This is a genomic window from Clostridium yunnanense (genome assembly GCF_016595795.1).
GTDB classification, from domain to species: domain Bacteria; phylum Bacillota; class Clostridia; order Clostridiales; family Clostridiaceae; genus Clostridium_AR; species Clostridium_AR yunnanense.
In genome coordinates, this window is sequence record NZ_JAENHN010000034.1 from 1 (window position 1) to 21,065 (window position 21,065).

The window sequence follows — 21,065 nt, forward strand, 5'->3', positions numbered from 1 at the left end:
TTTTAATCATTTGAATCACCCACATAAATTTAATAATTTAAGTATAACATAAAAGACCTAGAAAATTGTCTCCTGACAATTTTCTAGGTCTAATTTGCTAAAAGGGACTTTTTCAGTGCCCTCGAAAACCGCTTCAGTGATTTTTTTGCGCATCTGCCTTTTCGAATGCATATCTTTAATACTTTTTATTAAATCTTTTAATATAATAGGAAATTGCTACTGTTAAAGCATAGTCATATATTAAAAATACAGCTTCAGCTGCTAATATAAGCTGCCAAAGTGGAAAACTATTACTAATATTAGTTAGTAAAAAAATATTATAAAACTTATATATTACAAAGAAGCATAAACTAAAGAATAAAGTTTTTAGTATATATTCTATAACAATAATATTGATGCGTTCCACAAAGTATTTAATAAATCCATAAGAACCAAAAAATATTATGTATGCAAATGCAATAGATTTATTTACTAATAATAATGCTAAAATAGAAGATGCAATATATACGAGTACTGAAGATGATATAGAAGTTGCCATAATAGATATTGGAATTATTATTGAAGCTAGGGTAACAAGAGCTAATTTATTTGTAGGTAAGATTCCAGACAAATATAAAAAAATTATTGTTAGGGCTACAAACAGCCCTCCCTTTGCAATATGGCTTGCTTTCATATAAACTCCTTCTTTCTTAGCAGCAACCAATAAGGTCTCCGCCAAAGCATTCACAAATTGAATCTAGACACCATAGCTGTAAACAGCAGTCAAGATTATCGTTGGTTCTTGTTGTTCTATAATAAGATTGTCTATATGAATTATTTCTTGACGATATTCTATTTAAGGTATCTCTATATTCCCCATTAGTAGGGTCTAGATTGCATGCTTGTTGAAGATAATTATAAGCTGAATCCATATGGCCTTTTTGAAGCATAACTACGCCATATAAATAATTCCATTCTGCATCACGCATTCTCATATTATTTAGCTTATACTCTGCATCGGATATTCTTCCAGAAGCTAAGTCTCTACGTATTTCAGCATAATTTGTAGAACCATTAGAAGAATAGTTGGTGTTATTACTATAGCTAGTGTTTTTTGCGTTTTTTACAAGATAATCATAAGCTTCATTTAATTCTCTCATTTTATCTTCTGCTAAATCCTTTAATGGATTATTGCCATACTGATCTGGATGATATTTTTTAGCCATTTCTCTGTAGGCTTTTTTTATCTCATCCTCTGAAGCGCCTTCCTTTATACCAAGTATTTCATAAGGATTATTCATAAAGTGTCCTCCCGTCGGTTGTATTATTAATTTCATACTTTTTAATTACTGAATCATATTTTTCCATTAAACCTAATCCGAGGATGTTATCCAGGATTTCTTTGTTTTTGGCTAAATCTAACTCCATAAGTGAATTATAACATCGAGATGCATAGCTTAAAAGAGAAAACTCTGCTCTTGGAACTATACTTTCATAAAATTCATGAAAATTTAAGTTTTTGTCATTAAGACAACTATTGAAAACATTGAATTTTTTCTTTTCCATATCATCTTTAAGGTCATCCAAAGCATCTATTAAATAAATCCATTTTCCAAGATTATATCCTAAATTGTATAGTATGTCTCTTAAATGCGTGGAGTCATTGATGAATTTTGAAGGGAATTTACGCATCAGCTCTCCAGTAAGATTGCCAAAGGGATGAGCTATTTCGTCTAAGGTATATTTTGAGTAATTGTTCTCTTTTTCTGTGAGATTATTTAATTCAGTATTTATTAATTCATTGATAACTGAATATTTCTTTGAAAATAGATTTTTACTGTTAACAAAGATTAGTGACATAATTTTAGCTTTTGTACTTTTATCATCATTAATATCATCTACTAACTTATAATAGAATAAAGCTACATTTATATGTGCAGCATAATCTAAGGCTGAAGTATTCTTTGCAATTATTTTTTTTTGTGTAGGATGAAGAGCGCAGGTTATTTTCTTATAATCAGTTTCTTCTTCGATTAAAGAATTAAGTAAAATAGAAAGAAAGGTCATATCGTAATTTAGTGATAATCTAGGTATGTTACCATAAATAGATTTTATAGAATGACATAAACCACAATAATAGGATTTGAATCTTTCATAATCTTTAACCTTAAGCTCAAGCCTACATGGTACTACATATCCAAACAAATATATACACTCCTTAGTTTTGAAATTAATATAAATAATTATAACAAAAAAAAGCAAAGTTAATAGGTTTTTAAGGTAAATTTTATATAGAGGCTTGAATTGCTATGCTTTTTGATTGATAAATATTAAACAATGCACAAAATATTAGATATATAGATGAAAACTCTAGAGAAACTTTAGAAGATTATTTTTCTAATTGATCTTAGAAACTTATTATACAAGGGTTCCAACTTCAACTATTAAGTTATGTATGCCTAAAATTCATAAGTGCACGATTTTCGAACATGCATAACTTAAGTTTTCGTAATGGAACCCTATATACTGTATAGAAGAAGAAAAAGTAGAGCAAAATTATTGGTAGGAATTAATGTTATGATAATAAATACAAATAAATAAACTTTAGAAATATCTTTCATTTATTATTGATACAAAGTATAAGTGTTACTTGACAAAGTGCTTTTAACATATAATTAAATAAAGAATATCGTCAAATTCCTTTACTACAGTATATGAAAGTGGTAAACTTAACCTTAGTAGCGGAAGTCATATATTTTATTTTAAGGAGGTACTAAAATATGGCAAAGTATAAAATCGGTGATGAGTTACTTATCATTAATGATCCAAACGAAGAAAAAGATAAACTTAAAGAACTAACTAAATTAAGTATAGATGGTGACTATGCTCAAATTTCTTGGGGATTAAAGGTTGTTAAGGTAGAATTTGAAAAACCTTATATTACATTAACATATAGAAATGCAAATGGCGAATTAAACAAAGTATTTGCTGAGTGTCGTGATGTTGAAAACTTCGATCAAGAAAAAGTACTTGAAAAAGCATTACTTAAAGCATTCCAAAATGAAATCATAAATATAAGTGTTTCTAAAAATACAGTGCATCCAGAATGCAGATATAATAGATAGTATTCACCTAAACAGTAAATAGTGTAATTAATATAAATAAAGGGAAGATGTTATACTACATCTTCCCTTTGTGATATTAAATATCTTAAAGGATTTGCAAATTAATACGATATAAGTAATAATTGTATATAAATAACCAGTAAGTGTATTTTTTCTAACTGATTACAATATTACAATAAGAGTAGAGATGAATATATAAAATAAAAAGGCAAAGGTTGTAACACCTTTACCTTGTAATTTTTAGTATATTTAATATAGAACTATTTTTTAACAATCCTTTGAAAAGTATGTATCCTGCTATAGAAACTACTACAAACTCTCCAATTGCTACTGAACCGGAAGTAAGTATTAGTGGATGGATCCATAACTTTGTTTCGGGAATAAATCCTAAATAGAATAGCTCTCCACCTACTAAAAGTCCATTTATTATTGTAGGCCACAAAGTAGCAACAAATAAGTTTTTTGTTCTGCTAATGCAAAATACAGATAGAAATGTAGCAGAAGTGCCTACTATCCAGTCAATTGGACCTAATGGGCTAGATATATTAGCTAAAAAGCATCCTAAAACCAAACCAGGTATGTACTTTTTGTCTATAAATGCTAGAAGGACTAAAACTTCTGAAAACCTAAATTGGAAAGGTCCATAACTTATATAAGATAGAGTAACTGTCATAACCACGTATATAGCAGTAATTACAGCGGTATAAGTTAAAAATTTAATATTGGATTTTGTACTCATTGAAATTCCTCCTTTTTTTTAGTGGGTACAAGGATAAAACACAAAAATCTAATGTATTATATCACAAATATACATATAATAAAATAAGTTTTAAAAATAGACATAATTTTGATTACATATAGAACTAGAGGAGATTATATGGAAATATTTATAGCTAGACAACCGATATTTACTAGAAGCAAAAAAGTTTTTGGGTATGAACTACTCTATAGAAATAGCTATACTAATAAGTTTGAGAATATAGATGGTGATTTAGCGACTAGGGAACTTTTATCGAATACAGCTATAATCGAACTGAGTAAACTTACTGAAGGGAAAAAAGCCTTCATAAACTTTACTAAAAATACTTTGATTGATGAGTTACCAAAGCTTCTTCCAAAAGAGATAGTTATTGTAGAAATACTTGAGGATGTAGAATTTACAGAGGAAGTCATTGGTGCATGTAAGAATCTGAAAGCTAAGGGGTATACGATTGCAATAGATGATTTTAGTAATGAACAAGATATAAGTTCTTTAGTTGAGATTATAGATATTGTTAAAGTTGATTTTTTATTAACCACAGAAGAAGAGCAAAAAGTAATATGTAAAAACTTAAAGAGATTGAATATTAAAGCATTGGCTGAAAAAGTAGAAACAGTAGAGGATTTTGAAAAAGCTCTAAAGGTAGGATATGACCTTTTTCAAGGATATTTCTTTAGTAGACCAAAGATAGTTACAGGTAAGCATAGTCCTATAGCTAAATCAAGTTTTATAGTGTTTATCAAAGAATTGAAAGATAGTAATTCAGATTTTGAGAGTTTAGAAAGATTTATTAGAAGAGACCCCTCATTATGTTATAAGTTAATTAAATATATTAATTCAGCACATTTCGGTATGCCAAACAAGATTAATTCTGTAAAACAAGCAATTACATTACTCGGACCAAGAGAATTAGAAAAATGGGCTATACTAGTAAGTTTCAATATTTTTACTAACCAAGAGTATGAGGAACTATCTAAAAATGCAATGGTGAGAGCTCATTTTTGTGAGACTTTATGCAATTCTATTGACAGTAAATTGGGAGCCTCAGCCTTTCTAGTAGGGCTTTTCTCTTATTTGGATGTTATTTTTTCAACCGATATGAAAAATTTGATGGAAGAATTGCCTATAGAAGAAGAAATAAAGAGAGCGCTTATAAAAAAGGATAATTTTCTTTATGAAATACTTAATGTGGCGATTAACTATGAAGCTATGAACGAAGATGAAATCACTAATTTTAATCAAAAGCATAATATTGAAACTTTGTCTAATATATATTTAGAATGTTTACAATGGTTAAACATAATTACATAAAAAAATTTAACTAAGTGAAATTGTTAACAAAATGTTTCTTTATTTTTTTGTCAAATTAAAATATAATAACTCTATAGAAAAATGGCAAAGATTATCTTAAATGTTAAAGGGGGGATAATTATGGGGCAATGTCCTTTTTGGTCAAATTATAACCATGCAGTAGAGTGTGATCAGGAATGTCCTATGAAGAGTTCATCACAGGATAAAGATGAATGTGTCTTTAATACACATCTAACAGCAACATCACTAAAAGAAGTGACAAGGATTACAGATTTTACAGAAGAAATTGAAGAGGATTACTTTATTAAAAAATTTAAAGCTTCTTCAAGCTACTAATTTTTTGAAGTATCGATTAAAGTTGAACATATTCAATTACATAGTATATAATTGAAAATTAATTAAAGATGTGACCGCTTAGTCTTCAAATTATTTTGAAAACTTGTCTTATTTATGACGAGGCTTTTAAAATATGAGCTTAGTAATTAAGTGGAACATTTATAAATGTTTAACATATATAAAAGGGCATTACCTAAACTGAGGATAATTTTAAAAGCCTTCATATGTTTTGTTGAAGGCGTTTAAAAATTTAAAATACAGTATGAGGTAATGCTCTTTTATAGGGTTCCATTACGAAAGCTTAAGTCATGCACGTTCTAAAATCGTACACCTATGACTCTTAGCATTGATAAAGTAATAGTTGAGCTAGCAACCCTATGCTTTTTTATACGGAATTATAACAAGGTAAAGTTTGCTGAAAATTATTTTTTTGTGGAAATGAAAAAACAGTCTAAATAGCGTTAGACTGTTTTTGCTGTAAAGTATTACTTGTATTGATCAGTATATTTATGTAATAAGCTTTGTTTTAAGCTCCATAAATTACTTGATAAATCTACATAATAAGTATGTGGATTCTCAAATCTTAAAACTTCAGGCCAAAGTTTCTCTGTCTCTTCACTTGCAAAATCTTTTATTTCTAGAACAGATGGACTTTCGTAAACTTGCTTTCCTTTGTCAAATACTTGAACCATCAAATCTTTAACATAGAAATTTGAAAGTTTCTTTCTCTTCCATGTGTATACAGGATCAAAGATCTCTAGGGTGCTGTCAGTACCTATTACTTCGTTATTTAAAGCAATTAAATCTGCAATGGCCATATCATTATCTTTATCAAATATTCTATAAATCTTTTTAAAACCAGGATTAGTTATCTTTTCTTCATTTTCACTTATCTTAATCTTTGGAATTATATTATCATCATCTTCGATAGCCACTAGCTTATATACACCACCGAAAACAGGTTCTGATTTAGCTGTTATAAGTCTTTCGCCAACACCAAAAGAATCTACTTTTGCACCTTGAGCTATTACATCATTTATTATGTGCTCATCAAGAGAGTTGGATATTACAATTTTGCAATCACTATAACCAGCATTATCAAGCATTTTTCTGCATTTTTTAGTAAGATAAGTTATATCACCACTGTCAATTCTTATTCCTTTAGGTCTAAGACCTTTTGGTTTTAGTACTTCATCAAAAACCTTTATAGCATTAGGGATACCAGATTTTAATACATTATAGGTATCTACTAAGAAAGTACAGTTTTCTGGATAAACTTCAGCCCAAGCCTTAAAAGCTTCATATTCACTTGGATAAAGTTGAACCCAAGAATGTGCCATAGTTCCTGATGCCGGTATATCAAACATTTCCTCAGCTATAGTACAAGCGGTTGAAGCACAGCCACCTATTACCGCTGCTCTTGCTCCGTAAATTGCACCATCATATCCTTGAGCTCTTCTAGAACCAAACTCCATAACTGTTCTGCCCTGAGCAGCTCTACAAATTCTGTTTGCTTTTGTAGCAATTAGAGTTTGATGATTTATAGTAAGAAGTATCATAGTTTCAATAAATTGAGCTTGGATAACTGGACCACGTACAGTTACAAGAGGTTCATTTGGAAATACAGGGTTACCTTCTGGAACAGCCCATACATCACAACAAAAATCAAAGTTTTCAAGATAATTCAAAAACTCTTCAGCAAATATTTGTTTGCTTCTTAAGTAATCGATATCTTCCTTTGTAAATTTCAAATTGCTAAGATACTCTATAAGCTGTTCTACTCCAGCCATTATACAGTATCCACCACCATCAGGTACTCTTCTAAAAAACATATCGAAATAAGCGATCTTATCTTTTAATCCATCTCTTAGATATCCATTTCCCATAGTAAGTTCATAAAAATCTACAAGCATTGTTAAGTTTCTTGAACTTCTCACATCGAAGTTAGTTTCTTTTGTCATAGCAAATCTCCTTTACATGAAATACCATAAGGATATTGTAACCTTATAAATAAATTATTACAATATACTTAGTGATTTTTAGGCTTCATAAGGGGAAATAGCTTAAGTTTTAATTAATAATGTCAATAATATAGAGGGAAGCACTGAAACTTGAGCGTATGATTTTTAACTATATACGAAAAGTGAAATTTTAAAGATAGCTAAACCACATTTCAGTGTTTTAAAAGGTTTTTATATATTTTTTATAAAAGGGCAGAGTATTTCAGTAATGGAAGACATATGCCAGTTTATCAAATTTAAAATAAATGTTATACTTTACTTATTTATGTGGATGAACTGCTTCATAATTAACTTTATATTTTCAAAACTCCTCTCAGAACCCAGAGGAGTTTTGAAAATAGATTTAGGGGTGAAGTGTTTCATCTGCTTAAGCGGAATAGATAATCCAGTTCTATCTAATAAAATCAAGTAATACTCGTGTTAACTGCTAATGGTAATAAGATTATGAAGGATAGATCTTATTTGGAACTGGTTTATCTATATACATATACATTTCTAGAAAGTAGGAAATAAGTTGGCTAATTTAGATGAATTTCAACAGAGAGCAGTAAGATGTAATAGTAGAAATACCTTAGTTATTGCAGCACCTGGTAGCGGCAAAACTATGGTTATAATAAATAGAATTAAGTATTTAATAGAAGAAAGAAAGGTGGATCCTAGTAATATAGTTGTAATAACTTTCACTAGAGCTGCAGCTCTTAATATGAAAGAAAGATTTATGAAGCTATGTAATTTGAGAAATTATCCATTCTTCGGTACCTTTCATGGTTTATTTTATAAAATACTAAAAAGACATGAAAAAAATGTAGATTTAATAAATCCAGGTGATGGATATAGACTAATAAATAAAATCTTACTTGGTAAGCTTGATGAAGTTGGAGAAGAAAAAGTTAAAGAGGTACTAAATAATATATCAATTTTCAAGACCTCCAACACATCAATGGTTGAATTTGAGGCTTCTATAAGCAAGGATGTATTTATTGAATGTTATGAGGCATATGAAGAGTATAAAAATCAGAGAAATCTCATGGATTTTGATGACCTGCAGCTAAAATGTTTGGGACTTTTTATGAGAGAGCCAAGGATTCTAAATGGTTATAGAAATCTCTTTAAATACATTCTAGTTGATGAATTCCAAGATTGTGATGAACTTCAGGTAAGTCTTCTTAAACTTTTAAATGGACAAAATTCAGTATTTGCAGTGGGAGACGAAGATCAATGTATCTATACCTTCAGAGGTTCTAGACCGGAATATATGGTAGAGTTTGATAAAAACTTCGATCAAGGCGAAAAATTTTATTTAAATTATAACTATAGAAGTACTAGCAATATTGTTGATTTGTCTAAAAATATTATATCAAACAATAAAAATAGAAATAATAAAAAGATTCAATACTTTAGGAAAGAAAGCGGCAGACTTGAGGTTGTTATTCCCTTTAATGAAAGCGAGCAAATAGAAGATATAATAAGCAAGGTAGAAAGCTCTAAGAATAAAGGAGATAGATATAAGGATAACGCAATTCTCTATAGAACTAATATGGAATCAAGAAGTATAATAGATGGATTAATAAGACATAAGATTCCTTTTAAGCTTCTTGATAAAGAGTATAACTTTTTCCACCACTTTATTTGCAAGGATATTTTGGCGTACTTAAAGTTATCTATTGATCCTTGGGATATAGAAAGCTTTACAAGAGTGATAAATAAACCTTTCAGATATATATCTAAAGGAAGTTTAGAAAAGGTAAGCAGATCTATAATTAAGGAAAGCAATTTTAAGAAACTAATGGAACTAGAAGATATACACCCCTTCCAATTAAAGAAGTTGGACGAACTTCAACGAGATATATCTAATCTAAATAAAATGACCTTAAGCAGTGCAATAGATTTTATATTGTTTGAACTAGAATACTACAGTCACCTTAGAGAATATAGTGATAAGTTTAAGCAAAGTATAAGCGAACTTGATGAAATAGTAGAGGAATTTAAAGAAATAAGCAGAGAGTTTAAATCAATAATAACTCTCTTAGCTCATGTAGAGACTGTAGAAGAAAACATTAAAAATAGTATAAGAAAAAGTGAAGAAGATTCTGTAATACTAAGTACTATCCACGGCGTAAAAGGTATGGAGTTTAAAAATGTATATGTTATAGACGTTAATGAAGAGATAATCCCTCATAAGAACGCAGAGGAAGACGGAGAAGAAGAGAGAAGATTATTTTATGTTGGAGTAACCAGAGCTAAGGATAACCTATTTATATACTCTCCGAAGATGCTAAGAGGAAAGTTTAAAGTCAGATCAAGATTCTTAGACGAGATAGCTATTGATAAATATATAGTAAGAGAAGATTATGGATTTAACTCTGGAGATAGAGTGTTCCATAAGAGCTTTGGTAGTGGAACTGTTAAAGGGACAACTGAAGACAACATTGATATAACTTTTGATGATGGAATGGTGAGAGGGTTCTCTATAAAGATACTGGTTGAGAATATGCTTATAAGTAAGATTGATAAGCAGTAAGTAATAAATTAAATTGAGTGGAAGTGGAGTGCTTAATTAAAGCTTTTAAAATGATAAAATGCCTTTAAACACTGATTTTAAGCATAACTTCTTAAATTGTTAAAAAGTTTTCATGTTAAGAATATAACTTCTTAAAAATATAAAAATTTAACATTTTTAATAGTGAAAAACCTTAATATTCACTGTGAAATTCAAATAAATGTAGAGAAATCTTATAATCTATAGTAGCATCTATAAGATTCAGAATAAAAAAGAAGAGTATTATTTTATAATTAAATAATAATATTGTTATGATAATCAAAAGGGATGAACTTTAAATTCATCTCTTTCTTCATATACACAGTTAATTTAATCTCTATATGTTAAGTCAGATAAAAGTGCAGGTAAAGTAAATCGGTTCTTAGCAGGATCTTTAGTGCGGATTAAAAGCAATTTTGATGAAACCTATGAGTAAACAGATTGTTGGCGCAGTATGTGTTTATAGAGTGATAGACAAATGAGATTAGTTTGACTTTATATGGTAAAAATAGTAACATTAAGCTAAAAGTAATTATTGAAGGAGTTTTCTTATGAGTAGTAGGTTCAGAAAATTTATAATCTTCTTAGGCATAGTTAATTTGATTTTTTCAGCTTTAGTTTTTGCAAATCTAGCATCGCCAATGGAAAGAGTCTATGGAATACCATCTTTAGTGACTTTCATTTCAGTACTTGGGATATTAAGATATAAGAAATGGGGAGTTTATCTATATTTTTTCAGCTTAATGATTTCACTTATAATACACATTTCGATGAAAGCTGATTACATCAATCATCTGTTTTTAATTTTAAATCTTCTGCTTATCTATCCGGTAAGATATTCATGGAGAAGTTTTTCGGGAATAGGCACTATAAAATAAATATAGTTAAAAGTTTGTTATGTTTTAAAAGGTACTTCGAAAGAGAAGTACCTTTTAACTTTTTTATCTGCCAAATTTTCTTGGTGTATTTGAGATAAGGACCAGGGGAAGAAGAAGATATCATAAAATAACATAAGAGAGGCTTGATTATCTTAAAAGTATGCAAAATCTTCTAAAGGATAAAAGGAACCTTAAAAATATACATTGTGAGAAAGAGATATATCTATTTATTTGGACAGATGTGCTATACACTTGTGGAAAAACTAAAATGGGTAAGCTGAAAAATATATAAAAGAGGTGTATAAATTTTAAATAAAATGGCTTTTAGTAAAAAATATCTATTACTATTTCGTGAAAGGAAACAAAAAAATAATTATTTTTTATATAGTTAGAAAAAAATTACAGGAATATATTCACATGCGGATAGTGTTGTGTTAATATAATTAGGTAAGCAAGCAATATATTAACAATAGTAACAGAATATTGGGAACTAAAAAATATCACTCTTGTAGATTTGTATAGATTATAAAGTAGTTATTAGCAATAAAATGAAAAATTTCAATGCTAATAGTCTAGTAAATTATACAAATTTTATTTTTATTAAGTTTGATGTTGAAGTTGCTTTGAAACTAAATGTAAAGGATTAGATTGTGAAACACTTATTTATTAAAAGTTACGTAATTTATACGTAATCATTAAACAATGTAAGGAAGAAGGGAAGAAAAAAATGGAGTTATTTGTAATACCCACTCATAGGATTTGTAATGAAGCAGTAGAGTCAATCCTAGAAGAGATTAACTATATTAAGAATCAGGAAGTCGATTTTGGACTTGTGGTACTTGATAATAGTAAAAAAGAAATATTCTTGGATAATCATGATTTTTTACTAAGTGTGAGAAATAGTCACAGAAATTTACACATATATCATATAGGATTAGATTCTATGTTGAAAATAGTTAAGGGAATAAGCGATAAATGTTTAATTCCTTATGATGAACTTAAAGAAATGCTTTATCCTGATGATATTAACTATGGTAAGATTGGCAATTTTGTTTATCTAATAACAGTTTTATTAGGAGCTAAGGGGTTTCATCGTAGAGATTCAGATTGCTTTGTTTTTGAGATGGAAAAGGAATCTTATCCTATTATTCCCGAGGCTAAGTATTTAGGAAATAAAGTTAAAGAAATTGAAAACGTTATGAAACAGGAAGAGTTAGATTATAAAGAGGATGAAAGAGTCTATATTGTTGGAGGAGATTACTCTGGAAACTGGGATTTAGATACACAGAAGGTTAATGAAGCAAATCCTAGGGCGATGGAATATATGATGAGAATATGTGGAATTCCAGAAGAGGATATTCATGAACAGTTCGAGATTAAATACAATCAGGAAGAAGATGAAGAAAATAAACTACCGGTTTTAAGCAGTGTTTTTGAAGTGAGTCAGTCCCCAGAATGCGGAAACATAAGTATGTATGAAGTTTTTAGGTATATTCCTAATTTCATTGGTCAAAACGGGATAGGGTTTGATAATCATACTTATTTCATTACTTTTTTGGTTAAGGCACCCGTGATATATCATTTTAATAGGATTTTGCATATGCATGATGAAAATAGAATCAAGGATATAAACTTATCCAGCTATTGGAGAGGAATAGCGAAAATGGTTGATTTTGATTGCTATCATTTAGAGTTTATTGAGGCTGGATTTGGAGATATGATGTGCAAAGATGGAGTTGGAATTAATGCAATAAAAGAGAGCTATCAAGAATTTTTACCAGATTCATTTGAAAAAATATTCGATGAATTACAGTATGAGAAAAGAATTAATAGAATTGAAACAATTGCAGAAAAGGTATTAAGACCTACTAATATTGAGGATTATGTAAAAGTAGCTGACTATTTACAAGAAGAAAAGCATAATATAATCAATCAATTAGATGAGGAATATAAGTTAAGTATCAAATTACAAAGAAGTTGGAAGGATATCATTAAAGCATTAGATGCAATGACATTACATTATAATGATTTTATTCAAGAAATTTAAAAGAAGGGAAGGAAAAATGGTTAGTATAATTATGCCAACTTACAATCGGTGTACAAGCATAGAAGCAGCTATCCAATCGGTGGAAAGACAAAGCTACAAAGATTGGGAACTTATTATTGTGGATGATTGTAGTAGTGATGATACATCTAGAATTGTTGAAAGAAAAATGAAAGTTGATGAGAGAATTTTATACATTAGAAATTCAGCGAATATGGGACCAGCTGCTACGAGGAATGTTGGAATCTATAAAGCAAGAGGTGAGTATTTAGCATTTCTAGATTCGGATGATGAATGGATGGATTATCATCTAGAAGAAAGCGTTAGTTTACTTGATAACTCTGATTATCAAATTTGTAGTGCTCTATGGACTGAAAAAAAAGGAGATAACTGTGTTAATGTGGCTGAAAGTGACTGGTTTAGAGAATCAGCAAAACAAATGAGTTCGGACCTAAAGGTTGATATATCAGAAAAGTATTGGTTTTTTGGAAATGATTTTTTTGAATATATAATTAATACAGGTTTTTATTGTTTCCACATTAATACAATAGTTATGGACAGGAGAATCGTTGAAAAGATAGGTGGATTTGACGAAAAGCTTAAAGCAAGTGAGGACATGGATCTCTTATATCGTATCTTCGAAAACTATAAGTTAGCTTTTATCAATAGGGAACACTTCGTATATAATTTCGGAAATGATAATATATATGCTTTCGTAGAAAGAGATAGAATATATGAAAATAGATATAAACTAGATAGAAAAACAAAGGACAAGGTCCTCTTAAATCTGAAAAATAAGATTGAGTTTTTCCAAAAATTAGATAAACGTTTAAAAGAGAATAAAGAGTTATACAACAATGTTAAAAAGAGCATTAAATTTAATATATTAAGGAGATATTTAACAATCTTTCTTTTGAAATCAGATAATAAAGATAATAAAAAAGAAAGATACGTGTGGAATTATGCAAGCAGCTTAAAAGATTATTTAATGATACTTTTTTATAGAAATGAAAGGTATGTAAACCTTTATTTTTGCGACGATTAAGATTAAGAATATATAGGAGATATGGCAATGAGTACAATTGTTGATATTAAAAACTTAACAAAAGATTTTAAAGTATTGAATAGAAGATCTAGTTTAAAAGGAAGCATTGCCGATCTATTTTCAAAAGACTACAGTATAGTAAAAGCTGTAGATGGGTTGTCTCTACAAATTAATGAAGGCGAAATTGTTGGATTTTTAGGGCCGAATGGAGCAGGTAAATCAACAACAATTAAAATGATGATTGGGGTTTTGAAACAAACTAGCGGTGAAATAGTTATAAATGGGTTAGATCCATATAGAGATCACTCTAAATATTTAAAAGATATAGGTGTAGTATTTGGACAAAGAACTCAATTGTGGTGGGCACTGCCAATTAGAGAATCCTTCAATATCTTAAAGGATATTTATGAAGTTAATGATGAGGATTTCAAGGATAATATGTTACTGTTTGATGAGATAGTGGGTATTAACAATATAATTGATAAACCTGCTAGGCAGTTATCTTTAGGACAGAGAACTTTGTGTGATATACTAATTGCTTTTTTGCATAATCCTAAAATTGTGTTCTTAGATGAACCAACAATTGGATTAGATGTGTTAATGAAATATAAGATTCATAAGCTGATTAAAGATTTAAATGAAAGAAAAAAAACTACAGTAATTCTAACAACGCATGATATGGGCGATGTAGACGCATTATGTAATAGAGTTATAGTAATTAATAAAGGAAAAAGCATTTATGATGATAGCATTGAGAGCTTAGTTAAGTTTTTTGGAGAATATAAAACACTAAATATTAGATATAGTAGTGAGAAAAATTATTCAAAGGGAGAGCTTAAGGCAATAATAGAGAGTTGTTGTGAGGATATAGATGCTGTACAAGTAACTGAAAATGAACAGTGTCTAGACTTGCTAGTAGATGAAAGAAAAATACGGGTATTAGATCTTTTAAATTCTATCCAAAGTTATATACAAATAGCAGACATTAGAATATCAGAAGTATCGACTGAAGATATTGTGCGAAAAATGTATGAGGATGGAGTGAAATGATGATAGTGAGCGCGAAAAAATACTTTTCAATGATTCGAGGCGGAATGATTGAAGGAATAACTTTTAGATTTAGTTATCTATCCACATTAATTGGGAATATAATTTATCTTATTGTCATCTATTTCCTATGGAAGTCCATCTTTGCTTCAAGTATGCGTGATACGGTTAACGGGATGAATTTCAATGAAACTATGATTTACTTAGTAATAGCTGTTGCTATTAGTAACTTTATTGAGGTCCAAGTTGTTTGGGAGATGGAAAGAATTTTTCAAACTGGAAAGATAATATTAGATATAACAAAGCCGATCTCCTTTCCGAAATATTTGTTTTTTCAAATGATGGGGAGGCGTGTTGATTATTTTATCACTATATTTATCCCAATGTTTATTATTATTTTTTTTATGACAGACGGATTCATTAAAATAGGATTAAATTTAGTCTTCTTTTTCATTAGCTTATGTATCGCAATTGTTATCAGTTATTTTATAGATTTTATTATTGGATTGATAGTTTTTTATACTCATGCTACTTGGGGAATTAACACTATGAAAAGTGTAATTATATCACTTTGTTCTGGAGCATTGATTCCGTTAAGTTTTTTTCCTCCAAAAATAAAGAATATTATGGATTTGCTACCCTTTAAAGCCATTTATGATATACCAATAAACACTCTGATCAGTGGTGATTTAGATGTTTTCAATTGGGTAAAGCTTTTTGCATTTCAAGTTTTTTGGTGCATAATTTTGATGATTATCGGAATTTGCTTTTGGAATAAATCTAAAAAAGCAATTGTGATAAATGGGGGTTAAAAATGAGAAATACTAAAAGATTTTTGGTTCGCTATATGAGCCTATATAAGCATTTGTTTATTCAAGAGCTTAAGAATAGGATGAGCTATAGAATGGATTTTTTAATTTCAGTTATAGCTATGATTTCTACAAACATTGCAGGGTACTTAACTTTTTGGATTATATTTCAAAACTTCAATTCTATAGGTGGATATAACTATTATGAAATGATGTTTTTTTATGGGTTTTACTTAATTACCATAACACCATGCCAAGTATTTTTTTCGAATAACTGGAATCTATCAGACAAGGTATATACTGGTGACTTTATTAAGTATTGTATAAAGCCAGTTAATACATTTTTTTATTATTATTCAGAAACGTATGATTTTAACGGAATGATACAAGGTTTTATTGGACTAGCTGTAATGGGGTATTCATGGAAACAATTAGGTATAAGTATAACACTTTTTAAAATTATTTTAGTTATATGTGAAGCTATTTTTGCATCGCTAATTTTAATATCATTAATGAATTTAACAGCAGCAACCAGCTTTATCACAATAAATTCCGATAGTTTACTTGAGTTAGTCAACAAATTAAAGGAATATGCAAGGTATCCTATTACTGTATATAATTATTTGTTTACATTTGTATTTTCCATGATTATACCAATAGGATATATTTCGTTTTATCCCAGTATGATTATTTTAGATAATGGATATAAAACATTTTATTGTTATCTGACTCCGATTATGGGAGTAGGTATGTTTTATTTAAGTTATAAAATCTGGATGATGTGTGCAAGAAGATATTCTGGCACTGGTTCGTAATGTTTAACATAAATGAAAGGGATGAGGTATATGGAAAAGTTGGCCATCTTTGGTGGTAGTAAAGTATTTAATAAAGATTGTGAAATGATTAATAAATTTGGAAAGGAAGAAAAAGACGCCTTAGTAAGGGTTGTGGAAAATGGATGTTTGTCAGCCTTTAGAGGAGGTAAGGAAGTAAGAGGATTTGAAAAAGAGTTTAGAGAATATGTTGGAACTAATTATGCTGTAGCTGCAACGTCAGGGACAGCAGCATTACACACTTCTCTTGCGTCATTAAATCTGCCAATTGGAAGTGAAGTAGCAGTACCTGCGTTAACATTTGTATCAACAGCATCAGTTGTGCTGCAAGAAAAGTTAAAACCTATATTTATAGATATTGATGAAAATTACTGTATGGACCCAGAGGACTTGAAAAGAAAGATAACAAATAAAACTAAGGCTGTGATTCCTGTTCATCTATATGGACATCCAGCGAAAATGAATGAAATAAACGCTATTGCAAAAGAAAATGAAATGTATGTTATTGAAGATGCATGTCAATCACACGGTGCTGTATATATGGGCAAAAAGACAGGGAATCTAGGGGATATTGGATGTTTTAGTTTTTTTGAAACAAAAAATATGACCTGTGGAGAAGGTGGCATGATTACCTGTAATGATGAGGAATTAGCTAAACAAATTTGGTTAACTAAGGAACATGGTTCGCCAAGAAATTCTAATACATGGTATTCATATATTCGATTGGGATACAACTATAATATGACTGAAATGCAAGGTGCAATTGGCCGTACTCAGCTAAAAAAATTAGATTTTAATAATGATATTAGAATTCACAACGGTTCACTATATAGAAAATATTTACTGCCATTGGGATTAGAAATTGCTAGCGATGCAAAAGATGTCAAGAGTGTATATCATAATATGCCTGTTTTGCTTCCTGAAGAGTATAAAACAAAGAGGGACTTTTTTGTACAAGCATTAAGGGCTGAGGGAGTGCCTGTGGATATAGCATATCCACAACCATTATACAAAACTAAGTTGTTTACAGAATTGGGATATGGTTATGAAAATCTTCCAAAAGTAGAAGATGTGACAGCAAGAATGTTCACGTTATTTACTGATAGTAGTATTAATGAAGAAATTATTATCAATAGTACAACAGCAATTGAAAAAGTTTTAGAGTATTTAAAGAAATCTTAATTTAAAGGGGTATCAAGTATGGCTAGTTTAATTGTCTCACCTCATTTAGATGATGCAATATTATCACTAGGAGGGTATTTGCAATCAAATAACGATGAGAATAATACAATAATTACTTTATTTAATACAGCATGGACAGCTATTGATGAAAATATGGATTATGCTTCAATTACGAGTATAAACTTAAAAGAAGAACTAACAGTTGTTAAGAAAATAGGGTGTAAGCATATTTTTTTAGGATATGATGAGGCATTATTAAGAGGTTATAAGCAATGGAATGAAGCATATTCCAGTAGTAATGACCAAAAGGTCTTTAATAATATTGTTAATGAAATAAAAAGTGTTCTAAATAACAATAAATACAGTGAAATATTTTTTCCAATGGCTATAGGAGAACATGTTGATCACGTTATGGTATATGAGGTAGTAAAACTTTTATTGGATTTCTGCGCTGAAAAAGACATACAAATTTTGTTTTATGAAGATTTACCATATGCGTCATATGGAGGAGCTAGCGAGAGAATTCAGAAGGTTGCTAAAGACTTTGACATTATACCGCATTCGTTTGAAATAACAGAATATTTTGAAGAAAAATGTAATTATTTAAAAATATATAGATCTCAATTAATGCTACAAGATATTGATCGTATAAAAAGATATGTAAAACATATGGATGGTGACAATATTGTAAATGAAAGAGTGTGGCGAGTGAATGGATGGCATAAGAGAGGATAGAACTAAAAGACTAAGTTATATTACTGACATGTTCAGGAAGTTTTATGGTGAAAAGGGATATATAGAGATTAAAAGAAGAAGTTTAGTTTCGAGACATGATTTAAGTATCAGGTTTACTAATTCTACAACCAGTGTAATGAAACCATATTTTACTGATGGAAGGAAGTTGGATGAAAAAATAATGCTTATACAGCCGGCATTAGGATTCCAGGGAATAAACTATTGGGAAAGAGAAAAAGGAATCGGATGTTTTTCTTCATATTTTTTGTCATTTGGGGTTATGTCTGAATTTACAAACTTAGAGGAATTGGTATCAAATTCAATTGAATTTTTTGCTGATGTTTTGCGCATTGATATGTGTAATTTTTTTGTCCAATTAAGAGAGGAAGATATCCAATTATGTAATATTTTTAAACAAAAAGATGTAAATGTATGTAAAGACCTGTTTCAAGATAAATATTATCTGCACCAATTTGGAATTGATGGAGTTATTGGGAAAACTGCATGTTATACCATATTCAATAACGACGAGTATAGGTATATAGGAAGCATTATTATAATTGAGCAACAAGGTGTTCCAATTGCTATTGAGCATTCTTTTGACTCAACATTATTTTTAGCAGCACTTAAAAAAAATGGACATCCAGTTTTGGAGATGTCAGGAGCTAAAGAATGCTATGAAGAGATGTTAAAAACGATGCCATATGAAGAAAGGTTGGTATTAGTAGATTTTCTTAATGTTTACGTAGTACTGAAAATGGAGGGGTTAAATCCTTCTTCTAGAGGAAGAGGAGGAAATTTAAGAAAAGTTATTAAGCTTATTTCAGAAATTGTCTTTGAGAACAGGCTTGATGAAAAACTATTACGAAATGCTGTTTCACTTATTTATGATGAAGAAGATGAGTCTAGAAAGAGTTTAACAGAGAGAGCTATAGATTGTTGTAATAAGGAAGAAGTTGTTGAGTGTTTAATTAATGAAATAGAGAGGTTGAGAGCATGAATAATAAAGTAACAATGATAATGGTGATGACTGTTGATGGTATAGTTGTTAAAAATAATGAGGATGTTTCAGAGTGGACTTCGTTAGAAGATCAGACCCATTTGAGAACATCTCTAGAGAAGTTTGATGCTGTGATTACAGGTAGAAAATCATTTTTTGGAAGAGTAGTGGACAAGCCTTATTTTGTTCTTACAAACGATAAAAAATATTTAGAGGATGAAAGAATCGAAAATGAAGAAGTAGTGCATTTAAGTGGAGAAGCTGGTGATGTTACAAATAAGATATTCGAAATGGGGTATCATAAAATTGCCTTAATTGGTGGACCAAAGACTAATTATGAGTTTTTAAAAAATAATCTAGTTGATGATATTTATATAACTGTAGAACCAAAAATGTTTGGAAGAGGAAAGCATTTGAACATTCAGGAGGAATTAGGTTGTAGTCTATTTCTGTTAGATTCTAAACGTATGAATTCACAAGGCACTATGTTACTACACTATAAAGTTAATAACAATGATTGTGAAGAAAGTGTTGAAGATCTATGTGCACCAAAAAAAGTGCCTGATATGAACGATAAAGAGCTAATGTTGATTAATAGAGACTTTTGGAATGAAAGGGCTCCATTACATGAGAAATCTAATTACTATAACATTGATGAACTAAAGTATGGAAAACTTTCACTTGTTGATTATGAAATTGAAGAATTAGGTGATATAAAAGGTAAAAACTTAATTCATCTACAGTGTCATATTGGTACAGATACTATTTCTCTTGCCAAGTTAGGAGCAAATGTAACAGGACTTGACTATTCAGAATCTTCAATAAAGATAGCGAGAGAGTTAAATGATAAATGTGGTGAAACATGCGAATTTGTTTGTTCTGACGTTTATGAAGTAAGGAAAGCAGTTGGAGAAAAGAAATTTGATATTGCTTATGTGAACTTTGGAGCAATTACACTACTTCCAGATTTAAATAAGTGGGCTAAGGTTATTTATGAAATACTGGACGATGATGGGTATTTATATTTAAATGAATTACATCCTGTATCATCAGTTTTATCTGTAGAAGAACCTTTATTTGTGGCAGACTATTTCAGCAAGGAGCCACGTATGTTTGAGGAGTCTGGAAGCTACGCAGATGGTGTTACTGATAGATTTAACGTTGAAACTAAAAATAATAAAATTATTGTTTGGGATAGAACTTTGGGAGAAATAATTTCTATAATAGCTGCACAAGGATTTAGAATTGAATTTGTTCATGAATATTCAGGTTATGTTGATCAAAGATTTAATTACTTAGAAAAATCAAGTAATGGGTTGTGGTATCCGACAAATGGATTTCCTAATACACCTGCAACATTCTCTTTAAAAGCAACAAAAAGATGAGTATAGAGCAACATTGAATTTGCAATGAAAATCACA

At 29.6% G+C, this 21,065-nt stretch carries 19 protein-coding genes; 15 read left to right on the forward strand and 4 right to left on the reverse strand.

Features of this window, described 5'->3' with window-relative positions; all coding sequences use genetic code 11:
* The first annotated feature begins 443 nt into the window (after window positions 1-443).
* Window positions 444-677: a hypothetical protein gene (locus tag JHL18_RS11235; RefSeq protein ID WP_200269174.1), complete on the forward strand. Its 234-nt coding sequence runs from the start codon at window positions 444-446 to the stop codon at window positions 675-677.
* A gap of 12 nt (window positions 678-689) precedes the next feature.
* On the opposite strand, the gene JHL18_RS11240 is transcribed toward JHL18_RS11235, so the two are convergent.
* Window positions 690-1,280 carry a J domain-containing protein gene (locus tag JHL18_RS11240; RefSeq protein ID WP_200269176.1) on the reverse strand — a complete coding sequence of 197 codons (591 nt, stop codon included), beginning with the start codon at window positions 1,278-1,280 and terminating at the stop codon, window positions 690-692.
* Entirely contained in the window at window positions 1,273-2,184 is a 912-nt protein-coding gene (locus tag JHL18_RS11245) for a DUF5685 family protein (RefSeq protein ID WP_200269178.1), read from the reverse strand. Before JHL18_RS11245 ends, JHL18_RS11240 begins: the two co-directional genes overlap by 8 nt.
* Before the next feature lie 575 nt (window positions 2,185-2,759).
* Here JHL18_RS11245 and JHL18_RS11250 point away from each other — a divergent pair.
* Window positions 2,760-3,104: a hypothetical protein gene (locus JHL18_RS11250; RefSeq protein ID WP_200269180.1), complete on the forward strand. Its 345-nt coding sequence runs from the start codon at window positions 2,760-2,762 to the stop codon at window positions 3,102-3,104.
* 226 nt (window positions 3,105-3,330) lie between these two features.
* On the opposite strand, the gene JHL18_RS11255 is transcribed toward JHL18_RS11250, so the two are convergent.
* Window positions 3,331-3,843, reverse strand: a complete 513-nt coding sequence (locus JHL18_RS11255) for a QueT transporter family protein (RefSeq protein ID WP_200269182.1) — start codon at window positions 3,841-3,843, stop codon at window positions 3,331-3,333.
* A gap of 138 nt (window positions 3,844-3,981) precedes the next feature.
* On the opposite strand from JHL18_RS11255, the gene JHL18_RS11260 reads away from it, so the two are divergent.
* Both JHL18_RS11260 and JHL18_RS11265 read left to right on the forward strand, forming a co-directional pair.
* Window positions 3,982-5,175 (forward strand): EAL and HDOD domain-containing protein, encoded by a 1,194-nt coding sequence (locus JHL18_RS11260; protein ID WP_200269184.1) that lies wholly within the window; start codon window positions 3,982-3,984, stop codon window positions 5,173-5,175.
* 120 nt (window positions 5,176-5,295) lie between these two features.
* Window positions 5,296-5,511 (forward strand): hypothetical protein, encoded by a 216-nt coding sequence (locus JHL18_RS11265; RefSeq protein WP_200269186.1) that lies wholly within the window; start codon window positions 5,296-5,298, stop codon window positions 5,509-5,511.
* Window positions 5,512-5,996: 485 nt separating this feature from the next.
* On the opposite strand, the gene JHL18_RS11270 is transcribed toward JHL18_RS11265, so the two are convergent.
* Window positions 5,997-7,472 carry a nicotinate phosphoribosyltransferase gene (locus tag JHL18_RS11270; RefSeq protein WP_200269188.1) on the reverse strand — a complete coding sequence of 492 codons (1,476 nt, stop codon included), beginning with the start codon at window positions 7,470-7,472 and terminating at the stop codon, window positions 5,997-5,999.
* A gap of 574 nt (window positions 7,473-8,046) precedes the next feature.
* Here JHL18_RS11270 and JHL18_RS11275 point away from each other — a divergent pair.
* From JHL18_RS11275 to JHL18_RS11325, 11 genes are all read left to right on the forward strand, one after another.
* Window positions 8,047-10,053 carry an ATP-dependent helicase gene (locus tag JHL18_RS11275; RefSeq protein WP_200269190.1) on the forward strand — a complete coding sequence of 669 codons (2,007 nt, stop codon included), beginning with the start codon at window positions 8,047-8,049 and terminating at the stop codon, window positions 10,051-10,053.
* A gap of 569 nt (window positions 10,054-10,622) precedes the next feature.
* Window positions 10,623-10,949 (forward strand): hypothetical protein, encoded by a 327-nt coding sequence (locus JHL18_RS11280; protein ID WP_200269192.1) that lies wholly within the window; start codon window positions 10,623-10,625, stop codon window positions 10,947-10,949.
* Window positions 10,950-11,676: 727 nt separating this feature from the next.
* Window positions 11,677-12,996 carry a DUF6271 family protein gene (locus tag JHL18_RS11285; RefSeq protein WP_200269194.1) on the forward strand — a complete coding sequence of 440 codons (1,320 nt, stop codon included), beginning with the start codon at window positions 11,677-11,679 and terminating at the stop codon, window positions 12,994-12,996.
* 16 nt (window positions 12,997-13,012) lie between these two features.
* A complete protein-coding gene (locus tag JHL18_RS11290; protein WP_200269196.1) occupies window positions 13,013-14,038 on the forward strand; it encodes a glycosyltransferase family 2 protein in 1,026 nt (341 codons plus the stop codon).
* A gap of 27 nt (window positions 14,039-14,065) precedes the next feature.
* Complete coding sequence (locus tag JHL18_RS11295; RefSeq protein WP_200269198.1) at window positions 14,066-15,088, forward strand: ABC transporter ATP-binding protein; 1,023 nt, start codon at window positions 14,066-14,068, stop codon at window positions 15,086-15,088.
* Window positions 15,085-15,897, forward strand: a complete 813-nt coding sequence (locus JHL18_RS11300; RefSeq protein WP_200269200.1) for an ABC transporter permease — start codon at window positions 15,085-15,087, stop codon at window positions 15,895-15,897. The genes JHL18_RS11295 and JHL18_RS11300 overlap by 4 nt, the downstream gene beginning before the upstream one ends.
* 2 nt (window positions 15,898-15,899) lie before the next feature.
* A complete protein-coding gene (locus tag JHL18_RS11305) occupies window positions 15,900-16,709 on the forward strand; it encodes an ABC transporter permease (protein WP_243277864.1) in 810 nt (269 codons plus the stop codon).
* A gap of 30 nt (window positions 16,710-16,739) precedes the next feature.
* Window positions 16,740-17,909 carry a DegT/DnrJ/EryC1/StrS family aminotransferase gene (locus JHL18_RS11310; protein WP_200269202.1) on the forward strand — a complete coding sequence of 390 codons (1,170 nt, stop codon included), beginning with the start codon at window positions 16,740-16,742 and terminating at the stop codon, window positions 17,907-17,909.
* Window positions 17,910-17,927: 18 nt separating this feature from the next.
* Window positions 17,928-18,644 (forward strand): PIG-L family deacetylase, encoded by a 717-nt coding sequence (locus JHL18_RS11315; RefSeq protein WP_200269204.1) that lies wholly within the window; start codon window positions 17,928-17,930, stop codon window positions 18,642-18,644.
* Window positions 18,622-19,644, forward strand: a complete 1,023-nt coding sequence (locus JHL18_RS11320) for a hypothetical protein (RefSeq protein ID WP_200269206.1) — start codon at window positions 18,622-18,624, stop codon at window positions 19,642-19,644. The genes JHL18_RS11315 and JHL18_RS11320 overlap by 23 nt, the downstream gene beginning before the upstream one ends.
* Window positions 19,641-21,029: a methyltransferase domain-containing protein gene (locus JHL18_RS11325; protein ID WP_200269208.1), complete on the forward strand. Its 1,389-nt coding sequence runs from the start codon at window positions 19,641-19,643 to the stop codon at window positions 21,027-21,029. The genes JHL18_RS11320 and JHL18_RS11325 overlap by 4 nt, the downstream gene beginning before the upstream one ends.
* The last annotated feature ends 36 nt before the right edge of the window (window positions 21,030-21,065 follow it).

What these genes read in the sequence shown, in the direction of transcription:
- JHL18_RS11235 (WP_200269174.1), top strand. Translation starts at nt 444, where the DNA reads ATGTATGCAAATGCAATAGATTTATTTACTAATAATAATGCTAAAATA.
- JHL18_RS11240 (WP_200269176.1), bottom strand. Translation starts at nt 1,280, where the DNA reads ATGAATAATCCTTATGAAATACTTGGTATAAAGGAAGGCGCTTCAGAG.
- JHL18_RS11250 (WP_200269180.1), top strand. Translation starts at nt 2,760, where the DNA reads ATGGCAAAGTATAAAATCGGTGATGAGTTACTTATCATTAATGATCCA.
- JHL18_RS11255 (WP_200269182.1), bottom strand. Translation starts at nt 3,843, where the DNA reads ATGAGTACAAAATCCAATATTAAATTTTTAACTTATACCGCTGTAATT.
- JHL18_RS11260 (WP_200269184.1), top strand. Translation starts at nt 3,982, where the DNA reads ATGGAAATATTTATAGCTAGACAACCGATATTTACTAGAAGCAAAAAA.
- JHL18_RS11265 (WP_200269186.1), top strand. Translation starts at nt 5,296, where the DNA reads ATGGGGCAATGTCCTTTTTGGTCAAATTATAACCATGCAGTAGAGTGT.
- JHL18_RS11270 (WP_200269188.1), bottom strand. Translation starts at nt 7,472, where the DNA reads ATGACAAAAGAAACTAACTTCGATGTGAGAAGTTCAAGAAACTTAACA.
- JHL18_RS11280 (WP_200269192.1), top strand. Translation starts at nt 10,623, where the DNA reads ATGAGTAGTAGGTTCAGAAAATTTATAATCTTCTTAGGCATAGTTAAT.
- JHL18_RS11285 (WP_200269194.1), top strand. Translation starts at nt 11,677, where the DNA reads ATGGAGTTATTTGTAATACCCACTCATAGGATTTGTAATGAAGCAGTA.
- JHL18_RS11290 (WP_200269196.1), top strand. Translation starts at nt 13,013, where the DNA reads ATGGTTAGTATAATTATGCCAACTTACAATCGGTGTACAAGCATAGAA.
- JHL18_RS11295 (WP_200269198.1), top strand. Translation starts at nt 14,066, where the DNA reads ATGAGTACAATTGTTGATATTAAAAACTTAACAAAAGATTTTAAAGTA.
- JHL18_RS11300 (WP_200269200.1), top strand. Translation starts at nt 15,085, where the DNA reads ATGATGATAGTGAGCGCGAAAAAATACTTTTCAATGATTCGAGGCGGA.
- JHL18_RS11305 (WP_243277864.1), top strand. Translation starts at nt 15,900, where the DNA reads ATGAGAAATACTAAAAGATTTTTGGTTCGCTATATGAGCCTATATAAG.
- JHL18_RS11310 (WP_200269202.1), top strand. Translation starts at nt 16,740, where the DNA reads ATGGAAAAGTTGGCCATCTTTGGTGGTAGTAAAGTATTTAATAAAGAT.
- JHL18_RS11315 (WP_200269204.1), top strand. Translation starts at nt 17,928, where the DNA reads ATGGCTAGTTTAATTGTCTCACCTCATTTAGATGATGCAATATTATCA.
- JHL18_RS11320 (WP_200269206.1), top strand. Translation starts at nt 18,622, where the DNA reads ATGGATGGCATAAGAGAGGATAGAACTAAAAGACTAAGTTATATTACT.
- JHL18_RS11325 (WP_200269208.1), top strand. Translation starts at nt 19,641, where the DNA reads ATGAATAATAAAGTAACAATGATAATGGTGATGACTGTTGATGGTATA.